Source organism: Aeromonas dhakensis (assembly GCF_002285935.1).
Classification (GTDB): domain Bacteria; phylum Pseudomonadota; class Gammaproteobacteria; order Enterobacterales; family Aeromonadaceae; genus Aeromonas; species Aeromonas dhakensis.
In genome coordinates, this window is record NZ_CP023141.1 from 583,758 (window position 1) to 610,296 (window position 26,539).

Annotated in this window: 23 protein-coding genes; 3 read left to right on the forward strand and 20 right to left on the reverse strand. The window is 45.6% G+C overall.

Translation table 11 applies throughout. The features are described from left to right. Positions 1-2 precede the first annotated feature (2 nt). The 3 genes from malZ to pseC all read left to right on the forward strand — a co-directional run bounded on the left by malZ (position 3) and on the right by pseC (position 4,189). Complete coding sequence (malZ, locus tag CK627_RS03000) at positions 3-1,832, forward strand: maltodextrin glucosidase (RefSeq protein WP_095591639.1); 1,830 nt, start codon at positions 3-5, stop codon at positions 1,830-1,832. Between the two features lie 222 nt (positions 1,833-2,054). Continuing rightward, positions 2,055-3,059: a UDP-N-acetylglucosamine 4,6-dehydratase (inverting) gene (gene pseB, locus CK627_RS03005; RefSeq protein ID WP_065018478.1), complete on the forward strand. Its 1,005-nt coding sequence runs from the start codon at positions 2,055-2,057 to the stop codon at positions 3,057-3,059. Next, complete coding sequence (gene pseC / locus CK627_RS03010; protein WP_095591640.1) at positions 3,056-4,189, forward strand: UDP-4-amino-4,6-dideoxy-N-acetyl-beta-L-altrosamine transaminase; 1,134 nt, start codon at positions 3,056-3,058, stop codon at positions 4,187-4,189. Before pseB ends, pseC begins: the two co-directional genes overlap by 4 nt. A gap of 112 nt (positions 4,190-4,301) precedes the next feature. Here the strand turns inward: pseC and CK627_RS03015 are convergent, their stop codons facing one another. From CK627_RS03015 to CK627_RS03110, 20 genes are all read right to left on the reverse strand, one after another. Then, positions 4,302-5,069 (reverse strand): phosphocholine cytidylyltransferase family protein, encoded by a 768-nt coding sequence (locus CK627_RS03015; RefSeq protein ID WP_095591641.1) that lies wholly within the window; start codon positions 5,067-5,069, stop codon positions 4,302-4,304. A gap of 6 nt (positions 5,070-5,075) precedes the next feature. Then, on the reverse strand, positions 5,076-5,705 hold the full coding sequence (locus tag CK627_RS03020; RefSeq protein WP_167385251.1) for a gamma-glutamyl-gamma-aminobutyrate hydrolase family protein: 630 nt from the start codon (positions 5,703-5,705) through the stop codon (positions 5,076-5,078). A gap of 5 nt (positions 5,706-5,710) precedes the next feature. After that, positions 5,711-8,107: a PEP-utilizing enzyme gene (locus tag CK627_RS03025; protein WP_095591643.1), complete on the reverse strand. Its 2,397-nt coding sequence runs from the start codon at positions 8,105-8,107 to the stop codon at positions 5,711-5,713. After that, positions 8,104-8,826, reverse strand: a complete 723-nt coding sequence (locus CK627_RS03030) for a formyltransferase family protein (RefSeq protein ID WP_095591644.1) — start codon at positions 8,824-8,826, stop codon at positions 8,104-8,106. Before CK627_RS03030 ends, CK627_RS03025 begins: the two co-directional genes overlap by 4 nt. Next, positions 8,823-9,398: a hypothetical protein gene (locus tag CK627_RS03035; protein ID WP_080760859.1), complete on the reverse strand. Its 576-nt coding sequence runs from the start codon at positions 9,396-9,398 to the stop codon at positions 8,823-8,825. Before CK627_RS03035 ends, CK627_RS03030 begins: the two co-directional genes overlap by 4 nt. After that, on the reverse strand, positions 9,398-9,919 hold the full coding sequence (locus tag CK627_RS03040) for an adenylyl-sulfate kinase (RefSeq protein WP_095591645.1): 522 nt from the start codon (positions 9,917-9,919) through the stop codon (positions 9,398-9,400). The genes CK627_RS03035 and CK627_RS03040 overlap by 1 nt, the downstream gene beginning before the upstream one ends. A 37-nt stretch (positions 9,920-9,956) precedes the next feature. Continuing rightward, positions 9,957-10,913, reverse strand: a complete 957-nt coding sequence (locus CK627_RS03045) for a hypothetical protein (RefSeq protein WP_043170571.1) — start codon at positions 10,911-10,913, stop codon at positions 9,957-9,959. A gap of 93 nt (positions 10,914-11,006) precedes the next feature. Further along, on the reverse strand, positions 11,007-12,902 hold the full coding sequence (locus CK627_RS03050) for a hypothetical protein (RefSeq protein WP_095591646.1): 1,896 nt from the start codon (positions 12,900-12,902) through the stop codon (positions 11,007-11,009). A gap of 119 nt (positions 12,903-13,021) precedes the next feature. Beyond that, positions 13,022-14,101 carry a class I SAM-dependent methyltransferase gene (locus CK627_RS03055; RefSeq protein WP_043172350.1) on the reverse strand — a complete coding sequence of 360 codons (1,080 nt, stop codon included), beginning with the start codon at positions 14,099-14,101 and terminating at the stop codon, positions 13,022-13,024. A 112-nt stretch (positions 14,102-14,213) separates the two neighbouring features. After that, on the reverse strand, positions 14,214-14,993 hold the full coding sequence (locus CK627_RS03060; RefSeq protein ID WP_005306683.1) for a cephalosporin hydroxylase family protein: 780 nt from the start codon (positions 14,991-14,993) through the stop codon (positions 14,214-14,216). A 19-nt stretch (positions 14,994-15,012) separates the two neighbouring features. Next, positions 15,013-16,119 (reverse strand): DegT/DnrJ/EryC1/StrS family aminotransferase, encoded by a 1,107-nt coding sequence (locus CK627_RS03065; RefSeq protein WP_005306686.1) that lies wholly within the window; start codon positions 16,117-16,119, stop codon positions 15,013-15,015. Further along, positions 16,116-17,339, reverse strand: coding sequence for a methyltransferase C-terminal domain-containing protein (locus CK627_RS03070; protein ID WP_095591647.1), 1,224 nt, complete (start codon positions 17,337-17,339; stop codon positions 16,116-16,118). The genes CK627_RS03065 and CK627_RS03070 overlap by 4 nt, the downstream gene beginning before the upstream one ends. Beyond that, on the reverse strand, positions 17,336-17,899 hold the full coding sequence (locus CK627_RS03075; protein ID WP_080760857.1) for a dTDP-4-dehydrorhamnose 3,5-epimerase family protein: 564 nt from the start codon (positions 17,897-17,899) through the stop codon (positions 17,336-17,338). Before CK627_RS03075 ends, CK627_RS03070 begins: the two co-directional genes overlap by 4 nt. Further along, entirely contained in the window at positions 17,896-18,999 is a 1,104-nt protein-coding gene (gene rfbG, locus CK627_RS03080) for a CDP-glucose 4,6-dehydratase (protein ID WP_174704169.1), read from the reverse strand. Before rfbG ends, CK627_RS03075 begins: the two co-directional genes overlap by 4 nt. After that, positions 18,960-19,733, reverse strand: coding sequence for a glucose-1-phosphate cytidylyltransferase (gene rfbF / locus CK627_RS03085; protein ID WP_005306697.1), 774 nt, complete (start codon positions 19,731-19,733; stop codon positions 18,960-18,962). Before rfbF ends, rfbG begins: the two co-directional genes overlap by 40 nt. Positions 19,734-19,774: 41 nt before the next feature. Beyond that, positions 19,775-20,608 carry a glycosyltransferase family 2 protein gene (locus CK627_RS03090; protein WP_095591648.1) on the reverse strand — a complete coding sequence of 278 codons (834 nt, stop codon included), beginning with the start codon at positions 20,606-20,608 and terminating at the stop codon, positions 19,775-19,777. Between the two features lie 23 nt (positions 20,609-20,631). Further along, positions 20,632-21,936, reverse strand: a complete 1,305-nt coding sequence (locus tag CK627_RS03095) for a nucleotide sugar dehydrogenase (protein ID WP_043170568.1) — start codon at positions 21,934-21,936, stop codon at positions 20,632-20,634. Between the two features lie 33 nt (positions 21,937-21,969). Further along, the gene (locus CK627_RS03100) at positions 21,970-23,016 is read right to left on the reverse strand and encodes a glycosyltransferase (protein WP_226009258.1); all 1,047 of its coding nucleotides are present in this window, start codon (positions 23,014-23,016) and stop codon (positions 21,970-21,972) included. A gap of 1,302 nt (positions 23,017-24,318) precedes the next feature. Then, positions 24,319-25,419: a glycosyltransferase family 8 protein gene (locus tag CK627_RS03105; protein ID WP_095591649.1), complete on the reverse strand. Its 1,101-nt coding sequence runs from the start codon at positions 25,417-25,419 to the stop codon at positions 24,319-24,321. Positions 25,420-25,455: 36 nt separating this feature from the next. After that, positions 25,456-26,400, reverse strand: a complete 945-nt coding sequence (locus CK627_RS03110) for a glycosyltransferase family 2 protein (protein ID WP_167385252.1) — start codon at positions 26,398-26,400, stop codon at positions 25,456-25,458. Positions 26,401-26,539: the final 139 nt, after the last annotated feature.

Below are 26,539 nucleotides of genomic sequence, written 5' to 3' on the forward strand. Positions count from 1 at the left end.
TCATGACCCATCCGTTTCTGTTTCATCCCCAGGTGGCGCCCTGGTTCAAAGAGAGCGCCGACGCCCTGCAACTCACCCTGTTCAGCGAGCTGGACGCGCCGATCCGCGAGGTGTGGCTGCGCCACGAGCCGGACAACGAGGAGTACCTGATCCCGATGACGGCGATCTCCACCCGCGATCGGCTGCAGGTATGGCAGGGCACCCTGCCGCTTCACAAGGGGCAGGATATCCACCTCTACTGTTTCAAGTGCCTCACCGACGAGGAGCAGTGGTGGCTGCACGGTGCCGGCGTCAGCTCGGCCATGCCGCCGCGGGAACAGCATTTTCGCTTCAACAGCCTGCACCAGCCGCCGGCCTGGGTGCAGGATCAGGTGTTCTACCAGATCTTCCCGGATCGCTTCTGCAACGGCGACCCGTCCCTCAGCGTCAAGCATCACGAGTACGAGTACCGCGGCAAGGCGGTCATCAGCAAGGCCTGGGGCGAGCCGGTCAGCCGCCACGAGGAGGGGCACGGCGCCTGCGAGTTTTATGGCGGTGACCTGGCGGGCATCGATGCCAAGCTGCACTATCTGCAGTCCCTCGGGGTGACGGCGCTCTACCTCAACCCCATTTTCGATTCGCCGAGCAACCACAAGTACGACACCCAGGACTACTTCAAAGTGGATGCGCATCTGGGCACCAACGCCCAGTTTGCCGAGCTGACCCGCAACCTGCACCAGCGCGGCATGAAGATCATCCTGGATGCGGTGGTCAACCACACCTCCACCGAACACCCCTGGTTCTGCCCACCGCTGGGGGCCCAGCGCAACCCGGACTCGCCGTGGCGCAGCTTCTACACCTTTGACAACGAAGGGGATTACGTCAGCTGGAAGGGCATCCGCAGCCTGCCCAAGCTCGACTTCTCCAGCGAACAGGTGCAGGACGCCGTCTATCGCGCCGATGACGCCATCCTGCGCTATTGGATGCGCGCCCCCTACCAGATCGATGGCTGGCGCTTCGACGTCATCCACATGCTGGGGGAACGCGGCACCGCCGAGGGCAACCGCGGCCACGTGCGCGCCATTCGCGGCGCGGTGAAGCAGGAGAACCCGGACGCCTACGTGCTGGGCGAACACTTCTTCGAGGCGAGCCAGTGGTTGCAGGGGGATCAGGAGGATGGCGCCATGAACTACTACGGCTTCGCCCACCCGATCCGCGCCTTCCTGGCTGGCCAGGACATCGCCTACCACCCCATCAAGATCAGCGCCGAAGAGCTGGATCGCTGGCTCAAGCTGGCGCGAGCCCACATCCCGTTCAAGAATCAGCTGGCCCAGTTCAACCTGCTGGACAGCCACGATACCGCCCGCTTCCTCCACCTGCTGGGGGAGGACAAGCAGCGGATGCGGCTCGCCGCCACCCTGCTGCTCACCTACATCGGCGTGCCGTCCATCTACTACGGCGATGAAGTGGGACTCTCTGGCGGCAACGATCCGGACTGCCGCCGCTGCTTCCCGTGGGAGACCACCGCCTGGGATCACGTGCTGCACGACCATTACCGCCGGTTGATCCAGATCCGCCGGCAGCGTCCGGCACTGCGTCGCGGCGACATCCAGACCCTCTATGCCGGCCCGCACAGCTATGTGTTTGCCCGCACCCTGCAAAGCGATCAGGTGGTGGTGGCCTGCAACCGCCACCCCAGCGAGCCGCGCACCATCAGCCTGCCCCTATGGCAGACCGCGAGCCCCGCCAGCCGCTTCACCGACGCCTTCAACGGCGACAAGTTCGAAGTGGTGCAGGGCGAGGTTCAGCTCACCATCCCCGCCAACTCGGCCAGAGTGCTGCTCTCCAGCTAGGCGTCAAAAAAGCGGAACCCCTGTGTTCCGCTTTTTGTTAAAGCCCCCGAAATCGCATAAAGTTGTTTGAGCTGGGTTGGATTTCTCTATGAATCATCTAGTTAGTTCACTCAGAGTGGAATAAAACTGGCATCATACAAGGCCGCATCAGCCCCTTTTCGGCTAAACTGGCCCAAGGCACATAAATTGCTTGTCACTTGGCATCACTAGCGAGAATCCGTCATGTTCGACAATAAAACCCTATTGATTACCGGCGGCACTGGCTCGTTTGGCAAGATGCTGGTCAAGACAGTGCTGGAACGCTACAAGCCGAAACGGCTGATCATCTACTCCCGCGACGAGCTGAAACAATTCGAGATGCAGCAGGTCTTCAACGCCCCCTGCATGCGCTATTTCATCGGCGATGTGCGGGACGCCAACCGGCTCACCATGGCGATGCGCGGGGTCGACTATGTGGTGCATGCAGCGGCGCTCAAACAGGTGCCGGCCGCCGAATACAACCCCATGGAGTGCATCAAGACCAATATCCACGGGGCCGAGAACGTCATCCAGGCAGCCCTGCTCAATCAGGTCAAGAAGGTGATCGCCCTCTCTACCGACAAGGCCGCCAACCCCATCAACCTGTACGGCGCCACCAAGCTGGCCTCCGACAAGCTGTTTGTCGCCGCCAACAACATCGCCGGTCAGGATCCAACCCGTTTTGCGGTGGTGCGCTACGGCAACGTGGTGGGGTCGCGTGGCTCGGTCGTGCCCTTCTTCCAGAAACGGATCGATCAGGGCGCCACCACCCTGCCCATCACCCACGCCGAGATGACCCGCTTCTGGATCACTCTGCAGCAGGGAGTGGACTTCGTGATGAACAACTTCCCGCGCATGAAGGGGGGTGAGATTTTCGTGCCCAAGCTGCCCTCGGTGCGGATCACCGACCTGGCTACCGCCATGGCCCCTCAGCTGGAGCAGGAGATCATCGGCATCCGCCCGGGTGAGAAACTGCATGAAGTGATGTGCCCGTGTGACGACTCCTACCACACCTTCGAGTTCGACGACTTCTTCATCATCGGGCCGACCATCAACTTCAACAACCGCAACAACGACTTCTCCGTCACCGCCTCGGGTGAAAAGGGAACCATGGTAGCCCAGGGATTCGAATACAACTCCCGAGACAACGATGATTTCCTGACGGTTGAGCAGCTGAAAGCATTGAACAGCAAGGTGGTAATGGAATGATCCCGTACGGCAGACAGTCGATCAGCGAAGCGGATATCGAAGCCGTGGTCGAAGTATTGAGGTCCGATTTTCTGACCCAGGGGCCAGTGGTGCCCCGCTTCGAGCAGGCAGTGGCGGATTACTGCGGAGCCCGCTTCGGGGTGGCGGTCAACTCAGGCACGGCCGCCCTGCATATCGCCTGTCTGGCACTGGGTGTCGGCCCGGGTGACTGGGTCTGGACCTCCCCCATCAGCTTTGTCGCCTCGGCCAACTGCGCTCTCTATTGCGGAGCCCAGGTCGACTTCGTCGATATCGAGCCCGATACCGGCAACATGTGCGCCATCGAGCTGGAGCGCAAGCTGGTAGCCGCCAAGGCTCAAGGATGTCTGCCCAAGGTGGTCATCCCGGTACACTTCGCGGGCTTGCCCTGCGATATGCAGGAGATCCATCGCCTGGGACAGGAGTACGGCTTTCGGATCATCGAGGATGCCTGCCACGCCCTCGGCGCCCGCTATCACGGCGAACCCACCGGCAACGGCCGCTACAGCGACATCACCGTCTTCAGCTTCCACCCGGTGAAGATCATCACCACCGGCGAGGGTGGCATGGCGATGACCAACGACCCTGCGCTCACCAAAACCATGCGCATGCTACGCAGCCACGGCATCACCCGCGAACCGGAAGACTTCATCAGCGAACCGGACGGCCCCTGGTACTACGAGCAGCAGATGCTGGGTTTCAACTACCGGATGACCGACATCCAGGCTGCATTGGGGTTGAGCCAGATGGCGAATTTGGACGAGTTTCTGGACAAACGCCGAACAATTGCCGCCCGTTATCAGGCAGAATTGCCACGTCCCAGTCTGAAAATATTAGCCCGTCGCGACGGACGGATTTCTGCTTGGCATCTGTTTGTGATCAAAGTACCAGCAGAACTCCGCAAGACACTTTTCGTACAGTTGAAAGAAGCAGGAATCGTTGCCAACGTACACTACATGCCAATTTCAGCCCAACCAGCCCATCAGCGAAAAGCGCCCGCAGATACAGACTCAGCCCATCACTTTTATCAAACTATAACGAGTATTCCTCTGTATCCGATGCTATCTGACACTCAACAAAACAAGGTTATAGAGGTTCTCAGGAGGGTTTAATCAAGCACGAGTCAGAACTGCTGGTTTCATTAGGCGATATTGCTTAATTGTGAGACTACAGTTGCCTTATGAACCAACCACACAGTACACCACACCAATAAAAATTTACTTATCAATAACTTAATTTGCTATCAGCCCGCCAATCATGACTCCAGCCAAGTTCGGCAATCCGTTGTTCGTACAAAGTTATATCCGAAGGATTATCTACTTCGACCCAACCACCAGAGATCGCAACCGTCGCAATAGGAGCACCTTGAGACAACAATAATCGCAACAGGCTAGTCATATCCAGCTTGTTAATTTGTTCGGTGCTGAGTCCTGCTAACACTGCGGATACTTCCTGCCAACCCTCAGGGGTAAACTTTAACAAGCCCATATATTGCCCTTCGATCTCTTCTCGAGCCTGAGCCTGTTCACCGATAGTGATCAATTGACCCTCCTGCTGTCGGAAGCTTTCTGCGTCCGATAAGGGATCCCCAAACCGGGCCGACCAGAGTGACCACCACTCCCTGTCATAGCTGATGGCTAATGGCGCATCAGATGCCATCAAGGTTCTGATGATCCCAGGACGATAGGCAATATCCCCGTAACAGACAAGTGTTGGCGCCGCCGACAGTACAGCATCCGCACACATTAGGCTACGGACCATGTTAGAACTAGCCCAGTTGGCGTTCATGATTCGGCTGTTACCGTAACCTTGTAGGGCTTCACTGCAATATCCGCAAACAACATGAACACTATCGACACCCGCTGCGGCTAGCGATGCCAACTGCCATTCAATCAACGGTTTACCAGCCAACTTTGCCAACGGTTTGGGTTGGTTTTCGGTCATGGAGCCAAGACGGGAACCTCGCCCGGCCGCTAAAATTATGGCTTGCATATCACCTCACTCAAAAAGCCATCGACATAGTTGCCGATCAAATTCATGGCAGAATCCCTCACGTTCTGGGTGCCACATGACACCAACTAATTTCATGTGCTGATGGGTAAAAGCTTCACAATAACCATCGTCATCGACGACCAGAGTCTGCAAACAGGCAGGTAGCGGTAAGGGTATCCGGTTGGCGTGATAGGAGTTGACCTCATAACACAATGCCTCGCTCATACCTCCCCATGGCAATGTCCGTTGCTTTGAGACTGAATGCCGAGTTGCCACATGATGGGCACCACCCATAATAACCAGCTCGCCACCAAAGAAGCGTTGAATCAACTGCATCCCTCGGCAGATGCCCAGCACCGGCCACTGGTGGTTTACAGCATGTTCCAGCAGAGCATACTCACTCTCATCCCGTAGAGGATCCGAGCCGAGATCCTCACCGCCAGTTACGATGAGCCCCTCGACCCCCTGAGCCTGGGCGTAAGCCACGCTCTGTGAACCAAGATTGGGTAACAATACCCACTCCCACCCCCAATCTAATTGCAGCAAAAAACGATACCAATCCCGAGCGAGCCCATCACGGGCCTCTTGATAACCCACCGCCTGACATGTCCGTAAAGTGATGCCTATCCGCTTCATGTGTGTCACACCAAATTAATTGTCTTATCCTGACAGTTCAGGACAATACCCCGACAACGCAACAGGCGGCTGAACAACTGCTCACCACAGCCAATAGCCGCCGGGATACCAAATTCAGCACAACGAATGGCCATGTGGGAATTGGCTCCACCATATTGCGTAACCAAACCAGCAATATCCCGTGTAAAGACCCAGTCATAACCAGGATCTGCATTCTCGATGCAGACAATCCGCCCCTGTAATGCCGTGGTGACCGGTGTGTCTTGCTGCAGCAATATTCCCTCGGCTTCCACTCGTTTTTGCGTAATAAAATTAGGCAGGCTGCGATGCATTGGTACAACGAACACATCATCCGCCCCCGAAATCAAATGGCCAAGTTTCAGAGAAATGGCCTGCTGATACTCATGTTTGGCTCTATCTACCCACTTCAATACGACGCGGTCGATATCATCCAGCAGCGGAGAAACCAGACTATCCAGCAGTTGGAATATATCCAGGTAAGAAAGATCCTCCCGCGACAGACCAACCTCTCCTCCCCAACGATTGAGCAAAGCCAGCGCATCAGATAAGTCTCGGGTGAAGATCAACTTGGCGTACTCTCGCGCTTGGACGGCCTGGCCAGAGTAAGCCAGTAGGCCTGCGGCAGTAACAGGCCAGCTTCGTTCATCCAGCAGTCGCTGCAACGCCTGTTCCTCGTCGGGCTGTAGCTCAAAACCTCTCGCCGCATGAACCGACTCCAGCCCATTCGACCCAGGTGTGGTCGCAAACAGGTCGTGACGTTCATCATAGCGCAGCGAGGTAATGTCATAAGTCCCAGGACGCAGATGACCAAATCGAGCGAGAAAATGGTCAGCAGATTGTGTTCCAGCACAAACAGCCACGTAGTCAGTGGTGAGATCGGTTGTCACCGTATGTAAAGACTGCTTCCAAAGCTGCAATCGTTCCGTAGAAATTGCTCCGCGACGGCATGCGGAACGCAACAACGCTTCGGCGATGAAGGCATGCCGAGCGAGGATCGCAAAGTTAACGGTACCGAACTCACGGCACACCATCAAAAGACGTTTGACGGATACCAGATCGGCTCGCCAGCCGTGAATCGATCCCCTTTGCTCTTGATCGAATGCACACGCATGGATACCCGCCATTGCGGCCGCTAGTGAGCCCTCGCCCTCGCCGACGATGGCGCGGCACGTCAATGCACCCAGCTCCTGTCGATAGGTTTGAAACGCATCGGAAGTCAGACATCCGGCATAACGAACCTCAAAATCGGCTTCGAAGGTAAAATCCAGACAGGTTTGCACAACCTCAAACTCAACCTTGTCATGCCATTCCGGGTGCTCGCGTAAACGTTCCAGCCAGGCTGTGACCAAACGATCGCTCGTTGCATCATCAAGACCTGCTGGCAAAAAGGAGTTGAAGCTGCTGCGTACATCGATATAGGGATGATGCCCCAGCATCACCATAAGCACTTGATGACGGGGATGGTAATACCCCATCCTAGCTCGGGCCTCCCGCCATGCCGAATCGGTCACCAGCAGACGATAGAGAGATGAAGCCAGTGGGCGCGGCATAGTTCCGATGATCTCGGCAGGATTCCAATCTGGCATCACCCCCAGTAGTGACTTACCACCAAATAGATCACTCTGAGGAGGCAGGGTTTGCTCAAGGTAATGCCGAATATGGGCCAGTTGACGAGCAACTCGCCGCTCAGTGATCGGATGCCAGGTATTACAAAGAGTGATGCGACGAACTTGCAGAATGTAAACGCACTCTTGGCGATCGATAGCAAATTCGATGTCCAAAGGCACCCGTCCACAAAGAGCCTCCAGCTCTCGACATGCCGCCAACAGTGCCTGAATACGTGTTGAACGCACGAGACGATGAGCAGTATCACGGTAGATCAATACTGTTTTCTGGATTCCGACACCACCCGTAATTGTGTCTGTCAGACCACTTTCATCATCATAATTAATCACATAGTAGGGGGCGCCATGCTCCAGATCGTGGGTCATTACGACCCCACTCATCTGAATATCTCTGAGCATGGGTTGCACTAGTATCTGATTCTCTCCATGTTGATGCTGCCCGAATGAGGCAATCACACGCTCGATCGCCTGCTCCAGTTCCGACTGACTATCCACAGGCACATTCAAACAGCTGGTAAAAGCTCCAGCCATGGAATCACATTGGCTGTCTTCATTTTGAGCACTACTACGGATGATTACGCAGCCACCATGCTCCATACCGGCGATGGCCGCAAGAATCACAGCTTTTTGATATAGCCACTGAGTGGCAGTGAAGTAATAAAGAGGGAGAATTTCCGAACGGCTAACCCTCGTTTGTAAGCGAGCCAGAGTTTCAGATTTAGTTCCAAAATTAAAATCGGGAGCATTGAGACTCATGAGGACCTCTCCTGCTTATCGATGGCGAGCAGGGCCATATGTTTGAGTAGAGGATGAATGATGAAATAAGGCGGAGAGTCTATTTGCTGAGACATCCGATCCCACGGCAACCCTGACCGCCACTGAGCCAGCACAGTCACCAACAGATCGGCACGAATCATATTGTCATAAAGGTAATCGACATCCGTTCCAGCAGGCGGCAATGGATAGTGCTTCCGCGCCAAAATCGGGCCAGTATCGATACGCTCATCAAGCAGCAAGGCACTGGCTGCACAACCGCCCTGCTCAATGATCTGATAATACAGGGTTGTGCTACCCCGATACTCCGGAAGCCAGCCAGAGTGAACGTGCAACACCGAATAACAACGTAGTAATTCCGCCGGAACCAATTGCCCCGCGTAGCCTGAGTAGACCACCAATTCAGGACTCAGAGATTCCAGCATCACAAGCAATGCTGGATCCGAGAGGGAGTGTGCCGAACACACCTGATAGGGCCAACCCAGCTCATCGAGACAATCTGCAAGCTCCCAACATGGATCTGGAGTGAATAGATCGTCGACCATTACACCCTGTACCTGCCGAGTAGACTGGACCTTCCCCCCTCCATCGCCATATACCAAAATAGCATCTGGAATTATGTTCAAGTTTGCTAACGCCTGTACATAGACGGAGGAACGAACCGTACGGCCACAAAGCAGTACTAGACGTTGTGCACTCATAGACCCATCTCCGAACTCAACTCACTCAATAGTTGCTGTTCCATATTCAAGAGCCAAGCCAAATAAGCCCCCTGTTCTGCATCAAGATGCTGAATTTGTGAAATGAGAGTGTCATTCAACTTGAGAAATCCACTCAGAAAATAACCGACAGATTGACGCTGCCAGGCACGAGAGAGACACTCAGACAGCCACAAATAAGGTTCTATAGCGAAATAGCTGCTTCCAGCCAGTGGTGGATGCGGGGGCTGGGCCTGATAGCCAACATACAGACGTTTACTAACTTCAAATTTTTTCAATAACCGGAGCAACCAGTAATCAACAACCTCCTGATCATCGGTTTCCGCAACAGCCTCCCGTAAGGCTCGACACATCACCTGCAGCAATGACAGAGTGTCATCAGCACTTGCCAAAATGCATGAGGTCACCGGAGGCAACTCAGGGGCAGGCAAACGCTGACAGGCCAACCTTCGCGATAGTCGCCACGCGTGCATAAATTCATCCCCCATGAATGGGGTATAGTGATAACACTGGGGTGTTTGTAGTAAATCACCTTCTGAGTAGGGATAACGCATTAGAGACCTCGCCCACAGACCTGCTGAATGCGGCTAATATATTCAGGCAACAATGATGCATCAAAACTATTGTGTATCACTAGATCGGGAGCAACAGGATGACAATATTCAATATCAACCCCAACGACATTGTGCAGCCGACCACAAAGAGCCGCTTGATAGAGCCCCTTGTCATCACGCTGCATCAACGCAGACAGAGGAACATCCACAAAAATCTCTCGGTAATCAGAGAAAAGATGACGATTACTGTTCCTTATATCAGGAAACATCGCTAGATTACAGCAGACTACATCGATTCCCTGACCATCCAGCCAACGACAAAGTGATTGAATGCGTTCTGCATTAATTCGTCGCCCAGCGATAGAATAAGCGTCGGCAATCTGATCGTGACAGAACAGAGCCCGTATTTCATCACCATCAACAAATACTAAGTTTTTCTGATCGATCTTCAGATTTTCATATAAAGCATGGCCAATGGTTGTTTTACCTGCACCAGACAATCCGACAATCCAAATAACCATAACAGTCCTCAATCAACTATAAATAAAAACAAAAAGCTTACAGTAAGCTACTCAAGCGCACCCAGCGCCAATATTCTTCATTCTTATTATGAATCAAGGTTGAATACAAATCGTGATTTTTAGCGCTGAATGATGCCATCCATTTATTCTGCCGAAGAATAAATTGCGAGGCCAAATCATCACAAGCGACAATACCTTCCATGTAAAATAGTCCTCTATCAAGATCAGCCTTTGAATTACCTCGAACCCATATATCTTTTCCACTTTGCAGTATTCGTTGATAAACCTCAGCAAATTCATCTTTACTTAAATAACGAACAAACTTCCCTGTCCCAATATAACTTTCTTTTGCAGCGCCAAGACTAAATGAATAGTCAAAAACAGTAATTTTCGAGTTTTTTATATAATCAAATAGCTCGGAGCCACTCCGAATTGCATAAAGTAACGTGACGCCTTTGGCAAAAAAAACATCATAACTAACGGGTAGTTCAGAGGAAGCATCAGTTGTAATTACTTGGTATTTTTCGTGCATCAACTTCGCCATTAAATTAAAAAATGGAGAAATATCATAACCAAACCAATTAATACTAGACAAATCGACCTGTATAGATGGCAATTCCAGAGCTAGTTGTAATTGCTGAATAAACTCCATCCCATCGATGCACCCAAGTAAAGTCTGGCCAAGTTCAAAGAAAGAGGAACCAATCAACTCCAACGCCATCAGTTTATTTAAATTAAAAACAAAATCGTCAGCATGATGAATTTCATCGGCATATATATTGGCAATATCATTGAATTCATTGCTACATAAAAGTCGGATCATCCTATGATACGAAAATAAATCATTCGAGTAGCGAGCATGCATTAGCCAATCATATGCTTTAGCATTAGTTCGGAAATCATATACTGTCTTTTTTCCAAGTTCTGGATCAATCGAGCCAAACTCAAGATAACTAAATGCAATGCTTTTTGACTTTAAAGAGTCAGTATTCATGATAATCCTTCATAACTAAAATCAACTATTGTCAGCCCACAAACCCAAGACACAATAATATCTTAAGCATTAGTGTATACAAAAAATCTCTCATCACAAAACATCCATAAATGACAATGCAAATGTATCACCAGAAAAAGTGAATATGTCATTCTTAAACTTATATTTATCAACCAAGTCACAATAAATTTCCGGCAAATATGCCTGAGAACAAATTAGCACATCTGCCGAAGCATTATTTAAATCATGAGGCGCTCCGACTTTCTCCCCTAAAAAAAATGAGCCTTGCTTTTGGGGGTCAGAATCGACAATACCAACTATAATCACCCTTTTTTCTTCTAAATTCCACTCAATAAAGTCTAAAGCAAACTGCCCGGCACCGAATAGAATCACATTACGGATTGAACATATAGGTTTTAATGTGGCGAGATTAACTACTTTTAAATCTCTTGACATGTTTGATTTAGTAACAATAAGATTTTTGTCATAAGTATTTTTTAGCCATGATTCACTATCATTGAGTGAATCATGATTATCTATCATTTCATTTTGAATAAACTCTAAAATATTCCGACCTTTGCTCAACCACCAATCGATAGCTTTATCTGAAAGCTCAAGACTCAAACATTCATCTATAACAAACTGATAAAAAAACTTTAGCGCATGCCTATAATAATAAAACTTTAGCTGAGTGACCCGAGAATATGAATCAGCTGCGAACAAAAGTGCCTGTTTATAATTCATTCCACAAGACGATAGAGCTATAAAAAATATATTCGCTGGCCTACACGATAAAACATGCAAACCAATGAATACCCTCATGTCAATTTTTTCTGAAAACGTTATGTCATAATAATTCCAGTCAGGATGTGGTTTTCCAGTGAGTATATACTCAATATTTTCGACAAAATAACCTACTGAGTTTCCAGCGTTATGTACTCCAACTGATTGACATACTCCAGCTCTTTTTTCTACAGACTGAACTTCATTAGTTGATATCAATTTATTAATGGTGGCAATTAAATTATTTTCATGACATACGTAGTATCGCTCTCTATCATTTATGTCACTACACTCAGATTCAGGCAAATGCAAAAGCGTAGGTCTTCCAGTTGCTAACTCGAATAAATGGATTGAATATTCCCTATGAGTTAGCATTAGGATACCTCTAGAGTAGTCACTAATATAATTATCTGAATCACTATATAAGAAATTATCAAATCCAGAACCTAATTCAATACATCTGAGAATAACCTCATGCCCACGATCTAGATGATAAGGTCTGAATATGATTTTATAATTAGGAAAGTTGTTAAGTAATTTTTTTAATGTTGGAAAAATGGAGTCAACCACCCACGATTTTTCTATCGCTAGGTATGAAAGGTGATAAATTATCGCATCTTGTTTTTTGCAGTATGTAACCGCATTGAAAAAAGCATCCAGCTTTGGAAGACCAAAAGGGATTTCACACACAAACTGATGCTTGTGAAATCGCATGCATTCTGGAAACTTGTTCATATAAGAGTTGCTCGGTGACTCTACATGATGTCGTATTCCAAGAATATAATCAAAGCAGAAACCGCCACCATATACGTCAATGGTTTTCTTTATATCAATGTCGATCCCATGTTGGCACCCAACTTTTACAACTGAACTGGGAAATCGAGAGAAGAGATCATAATTTGATTCACCAAGAATGATAACATCTAACAGTGATAGCCTTTCAAACTCGGAGTCTTTATATATAACAAGAGTAATATCGCAACACTCTTTCATATACCAAACATAGTTTTTTTTAAAATCCAGCTCATGAACGATAGCCACACAATCAATATTTTTGTAGGTATTTAGCTCGCGCAAAAATTGTATCGATTGATTCGCGATAGCATTGAAGAATAAATTAAAACCAACAATGTATTTACCCCCATTAAAATGATTCCAAATATCAATCTGTTCTGTCACCGAGCGAACTACTGGCTGTCCAATCATATAGTTACCGCATAAAGTTTAAACATATAGATTGCTATCCTCCTGCTATATTACACAGCGTTCTTGACGTTCTTAACATAAAAATCAGAACGTTTAGCCAAATCATCTGACAATTAAAATTATTTAACATGCAACTGACCATCAAACGTTACGAAATGAACATTCGAGTCAAAATTTGACATTATCTCATCTAAATAATTATAATTGGATATGATAACTAATTCTGGCGATAATAAAACCGCATCAGCTGGAGATATTATCCTTTGCCCAGTCCCTGGAATATACCTACCCTGTTTATTTATATTAACATCGACACCGAATTTTACTATATCCTTATTCAAACATAAATGATTCATCAAGGTCACCGCTCTACCAGATACCCCCCAGATCAATATATTTTTATATTCACTTATTATTTTTAATATTTCCGAGAAATCAAGAACCCCAGCATTTAGTTTGCTGCAGATAACTCCAGAATATTGACCATTGAAGAGGTTAAATACACTATCTATTTTTAAATGAAATTTTTTTAACAATCCTGTAATAGACAGAAGAGAATAATAACTATGATACTCATGGTATAGCATGCTGAAATCACCAGCATCCATTATGTATTCAAGTGCTGTATATTCAATATAAATGACGCCATCGTCAGCTATTGAGTCCCTTATGGAGTCAATCAGATTCGGACAATTTATAAATGAGTCGAAACAATGTCTTAAAATAACAAGATTGTATTTCGTCTCACTTTTGGAAAAGTATTCCTTGTGGATTATATTAGACAACCCGTACTGTCCATCATAAGCAGGATCAAAACCACAAACTTTTGTAACCTTTACCTTATCTATTAATAACTTTAAAAAATATCCACTCCCACATCCTATCTCTAGAACGCTAGATGATTCACCCAGAGAACATTCAGAAATCAACTTATCAGCCAGCCCAGATAAATACTCTCTATAATACGGAGAAGACATTTGGTCGTTATTGTATCGAGCATCATAAGCAATATCATCTGCACGAAATGATGGATTAAATAAATAACAACAAGAATTACAGTAGTAAAAATCCACTGCAATTCTATTGCATGTTATTGCTTCACTTTCTGAATCATATAAAACATTTTGAAGAATAGGAGAGTTATCCAAATGAAAATACAACTCAACATTAGAGCTGCAATGCGGGCATATATATTCCATAAAACACCTACGATTGAATATTTCGGCGATTAGACTTCATGTTTAGAGTCATACCATTTATTAGAAATGTCATCGTATAATTATGGTAGCCAGAGACATTTGTAACCCCACATTATTTTATTCGTTTCAAGTACCCATCGGGCGCAACCGTTATCATTAGTTTATTTTCGATGAACTCGTCCACTACAAATCTAGTATCTTTAGCTAAAAATGAGTGAACAGCTGTTTTAGGATTATTCCCAGGCCCCCAAGGACGATCACTGGATAATGATTCTGGTAGGTCTTCGACTATAGTATCAAACACAACACAATAACTACCTACGCTGACAAGGCCTGCATATGCCTCTAATTCAGCTAACACATGATCATGTGTATGGTTACTATCTAAACAGAGTAGGACTTTTTCATATCCAGCCGCTATTTCATAAACCTTTTTAATGACTTCAGCGTCGACACTAGAACCTTGTAGCATTTGTATTCTTGATGATAGAGGATGACTCTCTATCTGTACTCTATTATGCTCGCGTATATCAATATCAATACCAATCACTTTCCTTTTACTATGGCGAGGATCAATCGTAGAGCCAGACTCTATTGCTTCAAACAAGTCCAACTGGGCAAGCATGGCTGCGCTAAAGATAATAGACCCGCCATGAGCAATACCAGTTTCAATTATTAAATCTGGTTTAACATCAAAAATAATTTCTTGCATGGCGACTATATCTTGTGGATATTGAATAATTGGTCGGCCAGCCCAACGAAAATGATATGAATATTTTTTTTCACAAGATAAAGACATCCATCGTGATGTTAGCTCACAAAGAGATTTAGATTCTGCCATTTGGCGAATTTCATCTACACATTGCTCTTGGAATATTTTGTCTTGTCTCATATATTATTGCTCCACAATCTCAACTCATAATTTTTTTTACTATACCAACTACTGTATCAATGCTTTGCTCACTCATATCATGATATGACGGCAAATTAATTGCGCGTGTCGAAATGCAATATGATCTGGGTGTGGAATTTTTTGATGCAAATGGTGGCGTTGAACTCAACGGCCAAAAAAATGGTCTGGCATCTACGCCTTTCGATTGAAATAAATGTTCAATATCAACTCTCGTAATATTTGTACATAAGCCAAATACCAACGTTGGCATCCAAGCTCCATTAACTCCATTATCTGGCTCTGGATTCATGCTTAGACCAGAATAAGACAACAAAGCATCCCGATAATAATTCAATATCTGTCGCTTGCGAGCAACTAACTCTTCAATCCGTTCCATCTGACCGCAACCGATCGCTGCTTGAATGTTCGACATTTTGTATTTATAACCCACAGTCTCAGGCCAGAACTGACGAGTCTGTCCACGAACCCGGCCATGATTACTCAGAGTCAGTACACGTTCGTAAAGTTCAGCATCGTTTGTGACGAACATTCCGCCCTCACCCGTTGTCAGGGTTTTTGTCCCATGAAACGAGAAAGCACCGAAACGTCCCATGGAGCCTGCGCGTTGTCCGTGGAACACAGAACCTATCGCCTCCGCGGCGTCTTCAATCACCGGAATGCCATAGCGCTCACCAATGGCTAACAATTGCCTCATGTGGCAGAGATTGCCATATAGATGTACAGCAAGAATGGCTTTGGTACGTGGAGTGATCGCCGCCTCTACTAACTCAGGATCCAGACACCAAGAATCAGGTAATATGTCTACGAAAACAGGTGTCGCACCCAGATGAACCACTGGTGTGACACTGGCAATCCAGTTACTATCCGCTAATATCACCTCATCGCCAGCACCGATACCCAACGCGGCCATCCCCATATGTAAGGCCCCGGTACAACTTGAGGTAGCGATAGCATATTTAACCCCCAAATATTCACGGAACAGTCGCTCAAAACGATCAATATACTCGTAACAGCGCTCCCCCCAGCCATTGGCAGCCGCATCTGTGGCGTAACTAATTTCCAACGAGGTGATAGAAGGCTTAGTATATAAAATTCGCTCACTCATAAAATCTCCAAACTCGGGACAGCGACGACAAAACGAGTACCTGCAGAACGCAGTGGCGCCAGCTGGCGGCAGATTTCATCCGCCAAATTCCAAGGCAAAATCAGGACACAATCTGGTGGATTAGCCATCAGCACATCCGGAGACATAATTGGAATATGACTGCCAGGTAAGAAGCGCCCTTGTTTCGATCTAGCGGCATCGCAAACATAGGGCATGAGATCAGGACGAACACCCGCATAGTTCAACAAGGTATTACCTTTAGCCGCAGCACCGTAGGCAGCCACAGTTTTTCCAGACTTTTGCTGCGCCAATAAGAAAGAAAGCAGAGCGTTTTTGATACAGTCCGCCCGAGCTTGAAATGTCTGATAAATCTCCAACTGATACAATCCAGCCACGGCTTCCTGCCGCAAACACTCAGAAACAGCCGTAGTAATGGCTCGTTGTTCATCAGCATGACAGGCGAAAATGCGTAAGCTTCCTCCATGGGTCGCTAAAGACTCGACATGGAACACGAGCAAGCCAACCGAAGCCAAAATCTGCCGCACCGTTCGCAATGACAGATACGAAAAATGCTCGTGATAAATTGTATCGAACTGCACCTGCAACAATAGTTGCAGCAAATGCGGAAACTCCAGCGTCAAGGTTCCACCAGAATTTAGCAATCGCTTCAAACCACGGCAGAAGTCATTGATATTGGGAACATGGGCTAGAACATTGTTGCCGATCAGCAAATCTGCACCTTGACCATGTTTACACATCTTTTCGGCTAATTCGGCAGAGAAAAACTCCCGGATGATAGGGATACCCAGCGATTCTGCGACGGCAGCAGTGCCAGCGGTAGGCTCAACCCCGAGACAAGGTATACCTGCTACTACAAAATTCTTAAGCAAATAACCATCGTTGGCAGCAATCTCAACAACATGACTCTTGGGCGTCAGAGATAACTCATCGAGCATACGCGTGCAATACAGAGCGGCATGAGCCAACCAGCTGCTCGAAGTACTTGAAAAATATGCGTAATCGGCATGAAAAATTTGATCTGCCGAGGCAAAATCCTCAGTTTGTACCAACCAACACTGGTCACACACTCGCAAACGTAATGGGAACGTCACCTCGGGCCGAGAGAGATCATCAGAAGACAAATATGCATTAGAGGGCGGAGCAAAGCCCAGATCGAGAAAACGATGAACCAACGGTGCATCGCAGTGTCGGCATCTCATTGAATTACTATTCCCTGAAAATTGTCGTTTAATGCAGGATGCTGGTGATCACGTACGGATATTTCCGTTATCGGCAGCGGCCATGAAATCTGAAGTCGTGGATCCAGTGGACAGAGTCCACCTTCCGCGGCAGGAACATGAACCGCCGAATGACAATAGAGAATTTCAACTTCGTCACTCAGCGTCTGAAAGCCGTGAGCAAACCCTTCTGGAATCAACAAAGAACGGTGGTTATCATCAGAGAGCTCCTCAGCGTACCACTGTAGAAAGGTCGGAGAATCCGCTCGAATGTCGACGATCACATCCCAGATACGTCCCTGAATACAAGTCACCAGCTTTTTCTCGGCATACGGCGGATGTTGATAATGCAGTCCTCGAATCGTGCCACAGCGCGACGTGTATGTCAGATTGACCTGAGCAATACATGATTTCCACCCCAACATTGCCAGCTCTTCGGCACAGAACAGTCGGCTCAAAGTACCGCGTGAGTCACCACGCACTTCACGCTGTAACAATCTGGCGCCAGGCAAAGGTTCGGACAATAGGGTAAAACGGCTCATAGCTGAGCCTCATAGGCTCTAATTTGTTGCTCACACAACTCTCGAGCGTCCGCTCCCTGATACCAATCACGATACCAACACATAGTCTGCTCAATAGCTTGCGACAATGACCAGCGAGGCAAAATATTCAGCGCATGACGCGCTTTGGCAGTTTCCAGTGCTAACCAACCAGTCTCATGAGGTCCAGGATCTCCCACCAAGCGCCAAGCCTCTTGGCATAGACCAAAACTGAGCGCAGCCAAATTAACCACCTGCGCCACACTTGCCGCATCCCGGCTGTCTGGACCAAAGTTATAAGCCCCGGCCAACCGTGGCTCGTGATATAGACGTTGTGCCAAGACCATATAGGCCGCAACAGGTTCTAAGACATGCTGCCATGGACGAACCGCCTCGGGTCTTCGGATAGCTAACGTCTGACCGACTTGCCAGGCCCGCACTGCATCTGGTATCAAGCGATCTGCGGACCAATCGCCCCCACCGATGACATTACCAGCCCGAGCAGTTGCAACCGCAACGCCTCGTGCAGCCAGGAACGCATCACGATAGCTGGTGATTACCAGCTCGCTAGCCGCTTTACTCGCACTGTAAGGATCATGCCCCCCCAGACGGTCACTCTCACGATAAGGCCAGTTGGATTCCAAGTTGGAATAGACTTTATCCGTGGTCACCATGACAACACTCTTGACCGAATCTGACGACCGAAGCGCGTCTAACAGATACACGGAGCCCATCAGATTGATTTCGAATGTTCGAGCAGGTTCGGCATATCCTTCGCGTACCAAAGATTGCGCAGCCAAATGGAATACTACTTCAGGCTGTGACTCCAAAATCAGAGGCCCGAAATGTCCCGGGGCACAGACATCACAGATATGGTGCCGACAAATCTTCGCTACCTCGGCAGCTTCAAATAAATTTGGTGTTGAATGGGGCGCGAGGCTAATTCCCGTCACTTCAGCCCCAAGACGATGTAACCATATAGTCAGCCAACTACCTTTGAATCCGGTATGACCGGTAACGAGCACCCGCTTCCCCTTCCAGAAGGATGCATCAACACCCCGTGTCATACCCAAACCTTCCAAGCGGCCTTGTGACTGGCCCATAACTCCTCCAGTTGATTCTTTTCCCGTAACGTATCCATTGGTTGCCAAAAACCTTGATGCTCAAATGCCATCAACTGCCCCATATTGGCCAACGTCACCAGTGGCTGTCCTTCCCAACTGCACTGGTCACCATCCAATAACTGAAATATCTCTGGAGAAAGCACAAAAAAACCACCGTTAATCAACCCCCCATCACCACGCGGTTTTTCAGAAAAACCTGTCACCACGTCACCCGCTCGTGTCAGAGCACCATAACGTCCAGGAGGGGAAACGGCTGTCACGGTCGCCATCTTGCCGTGACGTTGGTGAAAATCGATTAGTTGACCGATATCAACATCACTAAGCCCATCACCATAGGTAAAACAAAAAGCCGATTCGTCTTTTACGTATTCAGCCACACGTCGTAACCTTCCACCGGTAAGAGTCTCTTCACCTGTATCGACTAGAGTAACGCGCCAGGGCTCTACGTGGTTATGGTGCACCTCCATGCGATTATTCTGCATATCAAAGGTGACATCAGACATATGTAAGAAGTAATTGGCAAAATATTCTTTTATAACATAGCCTTTGTAGCCAAGGCATATAATGAAATCATTAACACCATAATGTGAATATATTTTCATAATATGCCAAAGGAGAGGCTTTCCACCAATATCAATCATGGGTTTTGGGCGAAGATGTGACTCCTCACTGATTCGAGTTCCTAACCCACCGGCAAGAATGATTGCTTTCATAAAATGCCACCTATAATGAGATGATTTAAATTACAACTTGGTTAGATTAAATCATTTGGCATTAAAGCTTGTACACCAAGATTTTTCTGGAGTGCATGTATTATTTCATTCTCAACATAAGATTTCATCCGTTCATCTCCATGGTAAAGCGTGGCGAAATCATCAAGATAATAGCAAATATAATCATATTTGCTTAGATACTCATCATTTCCAGATATTCTTTTTGATTGAGTTTCAGTCCTATGCTCAAAATAACGCCGATAGTAGAATTCATTCTCCATGAAATGGACATTACCAAACCATAGAAGGTGACTAATAATAACATTATCAGCTCCAGTTTTTTTTCTAAATTCGAAATTAACAAGGTTATTACTTCTAAAGACAGAATGAAAAAAAGTACAATTATTGATATACCTTACCGACTCTAGATATCGACCAATTCTTTTGGGGCTGAAACGATAGATAGCCTCACTCATTACATCAACTTCGTCATCATCACGAACAGCACATGGTACACCACAAACCATGCTTAACTCATCATGATCCATCAGCATAAGGACTGCACGCTCAATATACCCATCTGATATATAATCATGCCCACCAAGCCACATAAAAAATTCTGTATTCGCCTCTCTAAAAAGAAACTCAAAGTTAGCTATTGCACCAATGTTTTTTTCCTGCCTATATAATTTAAAACGAGCATCACCAGCAACTAGTTGCTGACATAACTCAAATGTGCCATCATCTGAACAATTATCAGATATCAAAAAGCAAACATCTTTCCATGACTGTCGCTTAAGAGATTGTATAGTTTCCTCAATATACTCATACTCATTGAAAATTGGTAGACCAACACTTACGCTCCCTTTAAACATAAAGCCCCACTTATCTTTTATATTTATGCTCGTATAACCAAATCACCATCTTCAATAAAACGACCTCTGGTGTCAACGATTAATTGAGAGCACATTTTTATCATATCATAATTAAAATCATCATGGTCAGTGGCAACCAAAACACAATCATAGCCTGATATGGATTCAGCCGATAAACTTATACTACTCATAGCCATTTGATACTCACTAACATTCTCAATTTTCGGCACATAAGGATCACTATATGATATTAAAGCCCCCAGACGAGATAGCTTATCCATTAGGTGGATTGACGGACTCTCTCTTATATCATCTACATTTTTTTTGTAAGAAACGCCCAATACTAAAATTTTACTACCCTTAATGGACTTAAATTTTTCATTCAATGCAAATACAATTTTACTAATAACCCAATCGGGCATTGCGGCATTCACTTCCCCAGCTAATTCAATAAATCTTGTATGTATCCCATACTCCTTTGACTTCCATGAAAGATAAAATGGATCTACAGGTATACAGTGCCCTCCCAAACCAGGGCCAGGGTAGTATGCAGCATAGCCAAACGGCTTGGTTGCCGCAGCTTTAACCACCTCAAATATATCAATACCCATTTTATCTGAAACTATTTTCATCTCATTAACCAAACCGATATTGACCGCTCGGTGAATATTTTCTAATAGTTTTGTCATCTCTGCTACACGGGTACTTGATACAGGGACTACTGTTTCTATTATCGACTGATAGAGGGCAACACCAACGTCTAAGCAATGTATTGTTATTCCCCCACACACCTTAGGAATCGTAGAGGTAGTATAAAATGGATTGGCAGGGTCTTCCCGTTCTGGAGAGAACACTAAAAAAATATCCTCCCCTATTGTTAGCCCCTTCGACTCTATTCTTGGCTGTAGCTCTTCCTCCGTAGTACCTGGGTATGTTGTTGACTCCAAAGATATTAACTGGCCGCTGTGCAGATAAGGTTTTACTCCATCAATCGCATTAATGACAAAAGATATATCAGGTTCTCTATGTTTATTTAATGGCGTAGGAACACAAATTATAACGACATCAGCAATACGAGTATCGCTGATGTCGTTAGATATGCTTAGGCCATCAGAAACGGCGGCTACTACCTCTGAGCTTTTTATATGAGAAATATAGCTAAACCCATTTTTAAGCATGTCAGTTTTCTCATGATCAACATCAAATCCGATCACTTTAAAACCTTTATTACAGAAACAAAGCGCCAGTGGCAAACCTACATACCCAAGACCAATAATAGCAACGATAGCATCTCGATCGTAAATTTTTTTCAACAGTGAATATTTCATTTCCAACCACCCAAAAATAATTGGTCAAGATCTCTATTGGTTATTAACAATCCGATCAACTTGATTCTTCATGAAAACCCCCCAGTCGAAGTTGTTTTTTGCAAAATCTCGTAATATATGTTCTGCATCTGATATATAAAAGGATTTACATTGATTAAATATATTAACCAAATCGACGTCAGCATCATCATCACTTACACGATAAACACCTGGGAGATTTGAGAAATCAATGCTATCTTGATAACTTAGAATAAATGGTAGTCCAGCAGCCATAAACTCCCTGACCTTTAGCGGCTCTGTTTTAATATTTCTTCCTTGTCGCCGGTGCAACCCTAAGCATGCAACACCACAATGAGCTTTGTTATAAAGCTCAATTAAATCATCACCATCTACAGAACCGCAAAATTCAACCATGTCCATAACATCATATTTCTCAGCAATTCTGATTAATTCATTTTTTTCTGGTCCTTCACCAACAACATAATAACGACATCGCACATCTGGCACTTTAATTTTAAAATCTTTGAGTGACTTAATTATTCTGTCATAGCCATGCCAGAAAGCTAGAAAGGCTACGCCAATAAGATTAAACTCTTTATCAATTTTTTTTCTTACTGGGCTTTTGTTAAAATCAAGAAATTGGACGCCATTTCCTGTTTTTATTATTTTTCTCCCAAGAAAAACATCTCCATCTTCACATGAAGGAGAAAATACACCCGCAACATAAGGTGTTATCATCTTTTGATTTTCAACATCAACTACTAATTGTTCATCTGTCAGCTCACCATTGTATGGGTATGTTGGGATCTCAAAATAAACAGTAGCTTTTTCGGCTGCAACTTTTGAAAGCAATGCCAATGAGTGATCATTAAGAACACAGTATCGTATATACCATCTGTCAGCGTTTATTTTTCCTTTTCTTATTAAATACACAACCTTCTCGAAAAAAATTTCATCCCCATATGGGGTATGACGATAAAGCGTTTCTCGCCCTGTTTCTCTCCCATCAACAAAATTAGTCAAGATAATGTCCGAGCCATCCATACACAATAGAGAAATGCTTACGTTATTCTTTGACATATGAATGCTCTGCGCGTAAATTTTTTTTCTTACACCAATTAGACCTTTTGTCTTTAGATTAACGCAAGCAATTACGCATATATTTAACATAACACCTCTAAAGTTTTCAAACAAAAAATAAAGCTTTATCTAGAATAGATAATCGCTACATCCCTGAATCCTTGGTTGACTGTCTTATAAAATATAAGGGAATCCGACATTTATCATGAGAAAACGATAAGCGAAGTGGGATCACAACAACAAGCTTACCGTGCTCTTAAAAACGTCCCATAAACTTGCTTATATATATGATGAACAACGTGGTAAATATTGAGCATGCTTTACTGAGATGGTGTAGATAATAGCTTGATTTTTCTTCTTTTTACAGTAGCATATGGCAGATCTTGGCGTTATTACAACCATCAAATATTCACCTGTTTTATCATGAGTTACAATGATTTGAGAAACCGTTGTCTGCTACTCTCGTCTCCTCCTCATGCTGGTGAATTTTTAATTTTCCTTCATCATGGGCCTTGATAACTATTGGTATTAATAATGAGGTGAGCTGTCGGACCTCACCTGGATATGCGTTAATTAATATCGCCGGCCTTGCTGCTTGTGCTGTTACTTCTAGAGCCTGGTATACGCCATCATCGAAGCAATTAATTAATGAAGTTTTTCATTACATGCAACTGAGATTCTAATAGTCCCAGCTGATCAATAGCAGAGTCTCTATAAGTAGTGCCTTCGGTGACCATGAACGACATGTGGCAGCTATCATAAAGATTATTGTAGCAATGTAGAGTAGATAATAATATCACCTATCCAAGCCTAACAAATCAGGTATTATCCCATAGTCTTGCAGACTCATTTTTAATATCTATTTCAGATTCCTCAAAGTAACCTCCGGCTATGATGACCAATAATTAAAACCAGATAACTCCAACCATCTCACCGCTCTAGCAGATCTTACCCACTGTTGATATGCCTCTTGCACTGACAGAAGCGGAGCGTAAGAAAAGTAATACACTAATAGAAAGGTGCTGCCTTCATTACTCTCACTCTGATCCACCAAGGCCCACATGAGATGAGTACTGGTAAGTAAAAATAACAACTAATTATAAACGTTCTTCATGCAAAAACTAGTTTATAGCTGAGGGAATCTCTCCCCTAAACTTAGATAACGGATTGAACGATATGTCACTGAAACTCCTTCGAGAATTAATAACTCTTAATAAAACAAAGGTAATGACGACTGTCATATTAGCTCAATTTGACACTCAACGATAAATATTAATTTATTGACCGCCATTGGACAAGCCCTCATATATACATAATTCCAAACTTCGATTTAATTTCTTCTATTATTTCTTCACGATGCGGAAGTGATGCTACTATCACTACATCAATTGAACTTATATCGACAAGACACGCTCTTATTTCTATCCCCATAAAATCGCCAACTACAACCTTGTCGACAAGGCATTCAATAGAATATGATGTCATATTTGTTAATATTTCATGACACAACCTACGCCCTCTTTGCCCAGCTCCCCAAACACCTATACGTGCTCCATCAGGGAATGAAAGCCTTAACCTAGACAATATTTCAATGTCATGATCATCAAGGTATGACTGCAACGGTTCATTAGCATAATCAGTCTCTCTGCGACTCACCAAATAACTACCTTTAAAGGGATGATTAGAATATATATGCCAAGGTTTCTCCTGACCGCAGAAGTGTACCAAAATGGGTAGAGAATTATTCTGCGCAAGATGATTGGGCTGGGCATTCCATTTGTTATCGATATAAACCGTCTTGTTTTCTAAAACAATATTTAATGCATCCTGATCATTATGCTCAAAGCCATTATTCTCAATCAGTAAGCGCAATGCTTGTTCACTGATATTTTTGTCTCTCCATTTATCGAGATTCATTAGCATAAAGCCTGCGTTGAAATACTTTCCTGAGGATATTCCTCGCGTCAGTTGTTTTTTCTTATCACATCCCAATATGTGATCAGATACAACGGCAACGATTGCATCCCCCATATCTATCGACCAAAGCGGGCTGATATCTCCCAGAGCAATCATGTCGGAATCGATAAATAAAACTTTATCAATGCTTTTCAAAATATGTGGGATCGCAAATCTATAATAGGTGACTTCATTCAACCTATTATTATAGAGGTTACTGATGGGAATATCTTTATAATCTGGTAGATTATCATAAAACTTAATAACTAAGTTTTCTGACTCTAGCTTTGATAGCTTAAATTTATTTGTCTCACTCAGCCTGGCTAGAACATGACATTGTAGTTGAAGGTCATGACTGAGGTGTTTCCCTAAACTATGTATTAGGGCCGCTAGGTGAACAGCAAAAGAATCATCAATACAGAAAGCAGAATGAATTATTTTTCTCATATCATTACCTAACTCAGCTATTGAAACAATGTCAAATTAGCCAAAAACTTTATTAAACACCCGTTCCGGTTCATTCCTATGCTGCCATGCAAATTCATGACGCTCATCAAAGAACCACTGAGACTGAACAGAGTCCGTGATGAGCGAATCAAACAACGCCCAGTTTCTGGCGCGTAAAAAATACAGTGCAGTGGAAAACAAAAGATGGCTTTTCCCCTTTTTCACCAACAGCTCATCCATTCCTGCCTCAAGTGCCAAGTCACACGCGGACAACATATCTTGCAAGGCAAGCTTACGACGTTCATCTGAAGCACGAATAGTTCCACAAATGCTGTCGCTATGGACTCTATAACGCCCATACACCTGTGAAATACGGTCTATTCTTCCTCCCAAATAAAATGAATTGAGAATATGCCAGGAGTAATCGTTCACTACATGGCAATCAAGATTCACTGCATCCAACATTCTTTCATGCCGACGGAAAGCACAGGAACTGGTATTGAAAAAGAGTCCGTACTGGACTAGGTGTTCCGGACCCGCTCGCTCAGGGATATATTTCGCGTTGTAATAATTCCTGCTGAATAGCGAGGTGGTACGATTTGAGTCGCTATCAAATACTTCAGCCTCGTGATAAACGAAACCACAATCGGGATGCCTATCCAGATGATTGGTCAGCGCCTGCAGCTTGCCGGGAAGAGCCAAATCATCTCCATCGACATAAACCATGTACATTCCCCGAGCTTGTTCCAGCAAAGCACGTATGGTCAGGCACACCCCTATGTTTTTTTTGTTTTGCAAGATACGCAATCTCGGCCACTGCCTTGCCAGCCGCTGCATGATGGACCAGGAGTCATCACTCGAGCCGTCATCGATGGCGATCACCTCGAACTCGAAATCCGTCTGCTGCTCGAGCAGGCTGAGCAGGCAGGGTTCGATGAAGCGCGCCAGATTGTAGACGGGCACCAATACGCTGACTTTCATAGGGAAATCCAAGGGAAAATGAATAGAAAAGAAGCGGATGGAAGAAAATGGGCAAGGCTACCGCACGGTCCCTGTCAACCCTTCTCCCTCTCTGTCAGGTTTTACTGCAAGAGGTATGCCTGACCAAGCTAATCCATTG

What these genes read in the sequence shown, in the direction of transcription:
- malZ (WP_095591639.1), top strand. Translation starts at nt 3, where the DNA reads ATGACCCATCCGTTTCTGTTTCATCCCCAGGTGGCGCCCTGGTTCAAA.
- pseB (WP_065018478.1), top strand. Translation starts at nt 2,055, where the DNA reads ATGTTCGACAATAAAACCCTATTGATTACCGGCGGCACTGGCTCGTTT.
- pseC (WP_095591640.1), top strand. Translation starts at nt 3,056, where the DNA reads ATGATCCCGTACGGCAGACAGTCGATCAGCGAAGCGGATATCGAAGCC.
- CK627_RS03015 (WP_095591641.1), bottom strand. Translation starts at nt 5,069, where the DNA reads ATGCAAGCCATAATTTTAGCGGCCGGGCGAGGTTCCCGTCTTGGCTCC.
- CK627_RS03020 (WP_167385251.1), bottom strand. Translation starts at nt 5,705, where the DNA reads ATGAAGCGGATAGGCATCACTTTACGGACATGTCAGGCGGTGGGTTAT.
- CK627_RS03025 (WP_095591643.1), bottom strand. Translation starts at nt 8,107, where the DNA reads ATGAGTCTCAATGCTCCCGATTTTAATTTTGGAACTAAATCTGAAACT.
- CK627_RS03030 (WP_095591644.1), bottom strand. Translation starts at nt 8,826, where the DNA reads ATGAGTGCACAACGTCTAGTACTGCTTTGTGGCCGTACGGTTCGTTCC.
- CK627_RS03035 (WP_080760859.1), bottom strand. Translation starts at nt 9,398, where the DNA reads ATGCGTTATCCCTACTCAGAAGGTGATTTACTACAAACACCCCAGTGT.
- CK627_RS03040 (WP_095591645.1), bottom strand. Translation starts at nt 9,919, where the DNA reads ATGGTTATTTGGATTGTCGGATTGTCTGGTGCAGGTAAAACAACCATT.
- CK627_RS03045 (WP_043170571.1), bottom strand. Translation starts at nt 10,913, where the DNA reads ATGAATACTGACTCTTTAAAGTCAAAAAGCATTGCATTTAGTTATCTT.
- CK627_RS03050 (WP_095591646.1), bottom strand. Translation starts at nt 12,902, where the DNA reads ATGATTGGACAGCCAGTAGTTCGCTCGGTGACAGAACAGATTGATATT.
- CK627_RS03055 (WP_043172350.1), bottom strand. Translation starts at nt 14,101, where the DNA reads ATGGAATATATATGCCCGCATTGCAGCTCTAATGTTGAGTTGTATTTT.
- CK627_RS03060 (WP_005306683.1), bottom strand. Translation starts at nt 14,993, where the DNA reads ATGAGACAAGACAAAATATTCCAAGAGCAATGTGTAGATGAAATTCGC.
- CK627_RS03065 (WP_005306686.1), bottom strand. Translation starts at nt 16,119, where the DNA reads ATGAGTGAGCGAATTTTATATACTAAGCCTTCTATCACCTCGTTGGAA.
- CK627_RS03070 (WP_095591647.1), bottom strand. Translation starts at nt 17,339, where the DNA reads ATGAGATGCCGACACTGCGATGCACCGTTGGTTCATCGTTTTCTCGAT.
- CK627_RS03075 (WP_080760857.1), bottom strand. Translation starts at nt 17,899, where the DNA reads ATGAGCCGTTTTACCCTATTGTCCGAACCTTTGCCTGGCGCCAGATTG.
- rfbG (WP_174704169.1), bottom strand. Translation starts at nt 18,999, where the DNA reads ATGGGCCAGTCACAAGGCCGCTTGGAAGGTTTGGGTATGACACGGGGT.
- rfbF (WP_005306697.1), bottom strand. Translation starts at nt 19,733, where the DNA reads ATGAAAGCAATCATTCTTGCCGGTGGGTTAGGAACTCGAATCAGTGAG.
- CK627_RS03090 (WP_095591648.1), bottom strand. Translation starts at nt 20,608, where the DNA reads ATGTTTAAAGGGAGCGTAAGTGTTGGTCTACCAATTTTCAATGAGTAT.
- CK627_RS03095 (WP_043170568.1), bottom strand. Translation starts at nt 21,936, where the DNA reads ATGAAATATTCACTGTTGAAAAAAATTTACGATCGAGATGCTATCGTT.
- CK627_RS03100 (WP_226009258.1), bottom strand. Translation starts at nt 23,016, where the DNA reads ATGTCAAAGAATAACGTAAGCATTTCTCTATTGTGTATGGATGGCTCG.
- CK627_RS03105 (WP_095591649.1), bottom strand. Translation starts at nt 25,419, where the DNA reads ATGAGAAAAATAATTCATTCTGCTTTCTGTATTGATGATTCTTTTGCT.
- CK627_RS03110 (WP_167385252.1), bottom strand. Translation starts at nt 26,400, where the DNA reads ATGAAAGTCAGCGTATTGGTGCCCGTCTACAATCTGGCGCGCTTCATC.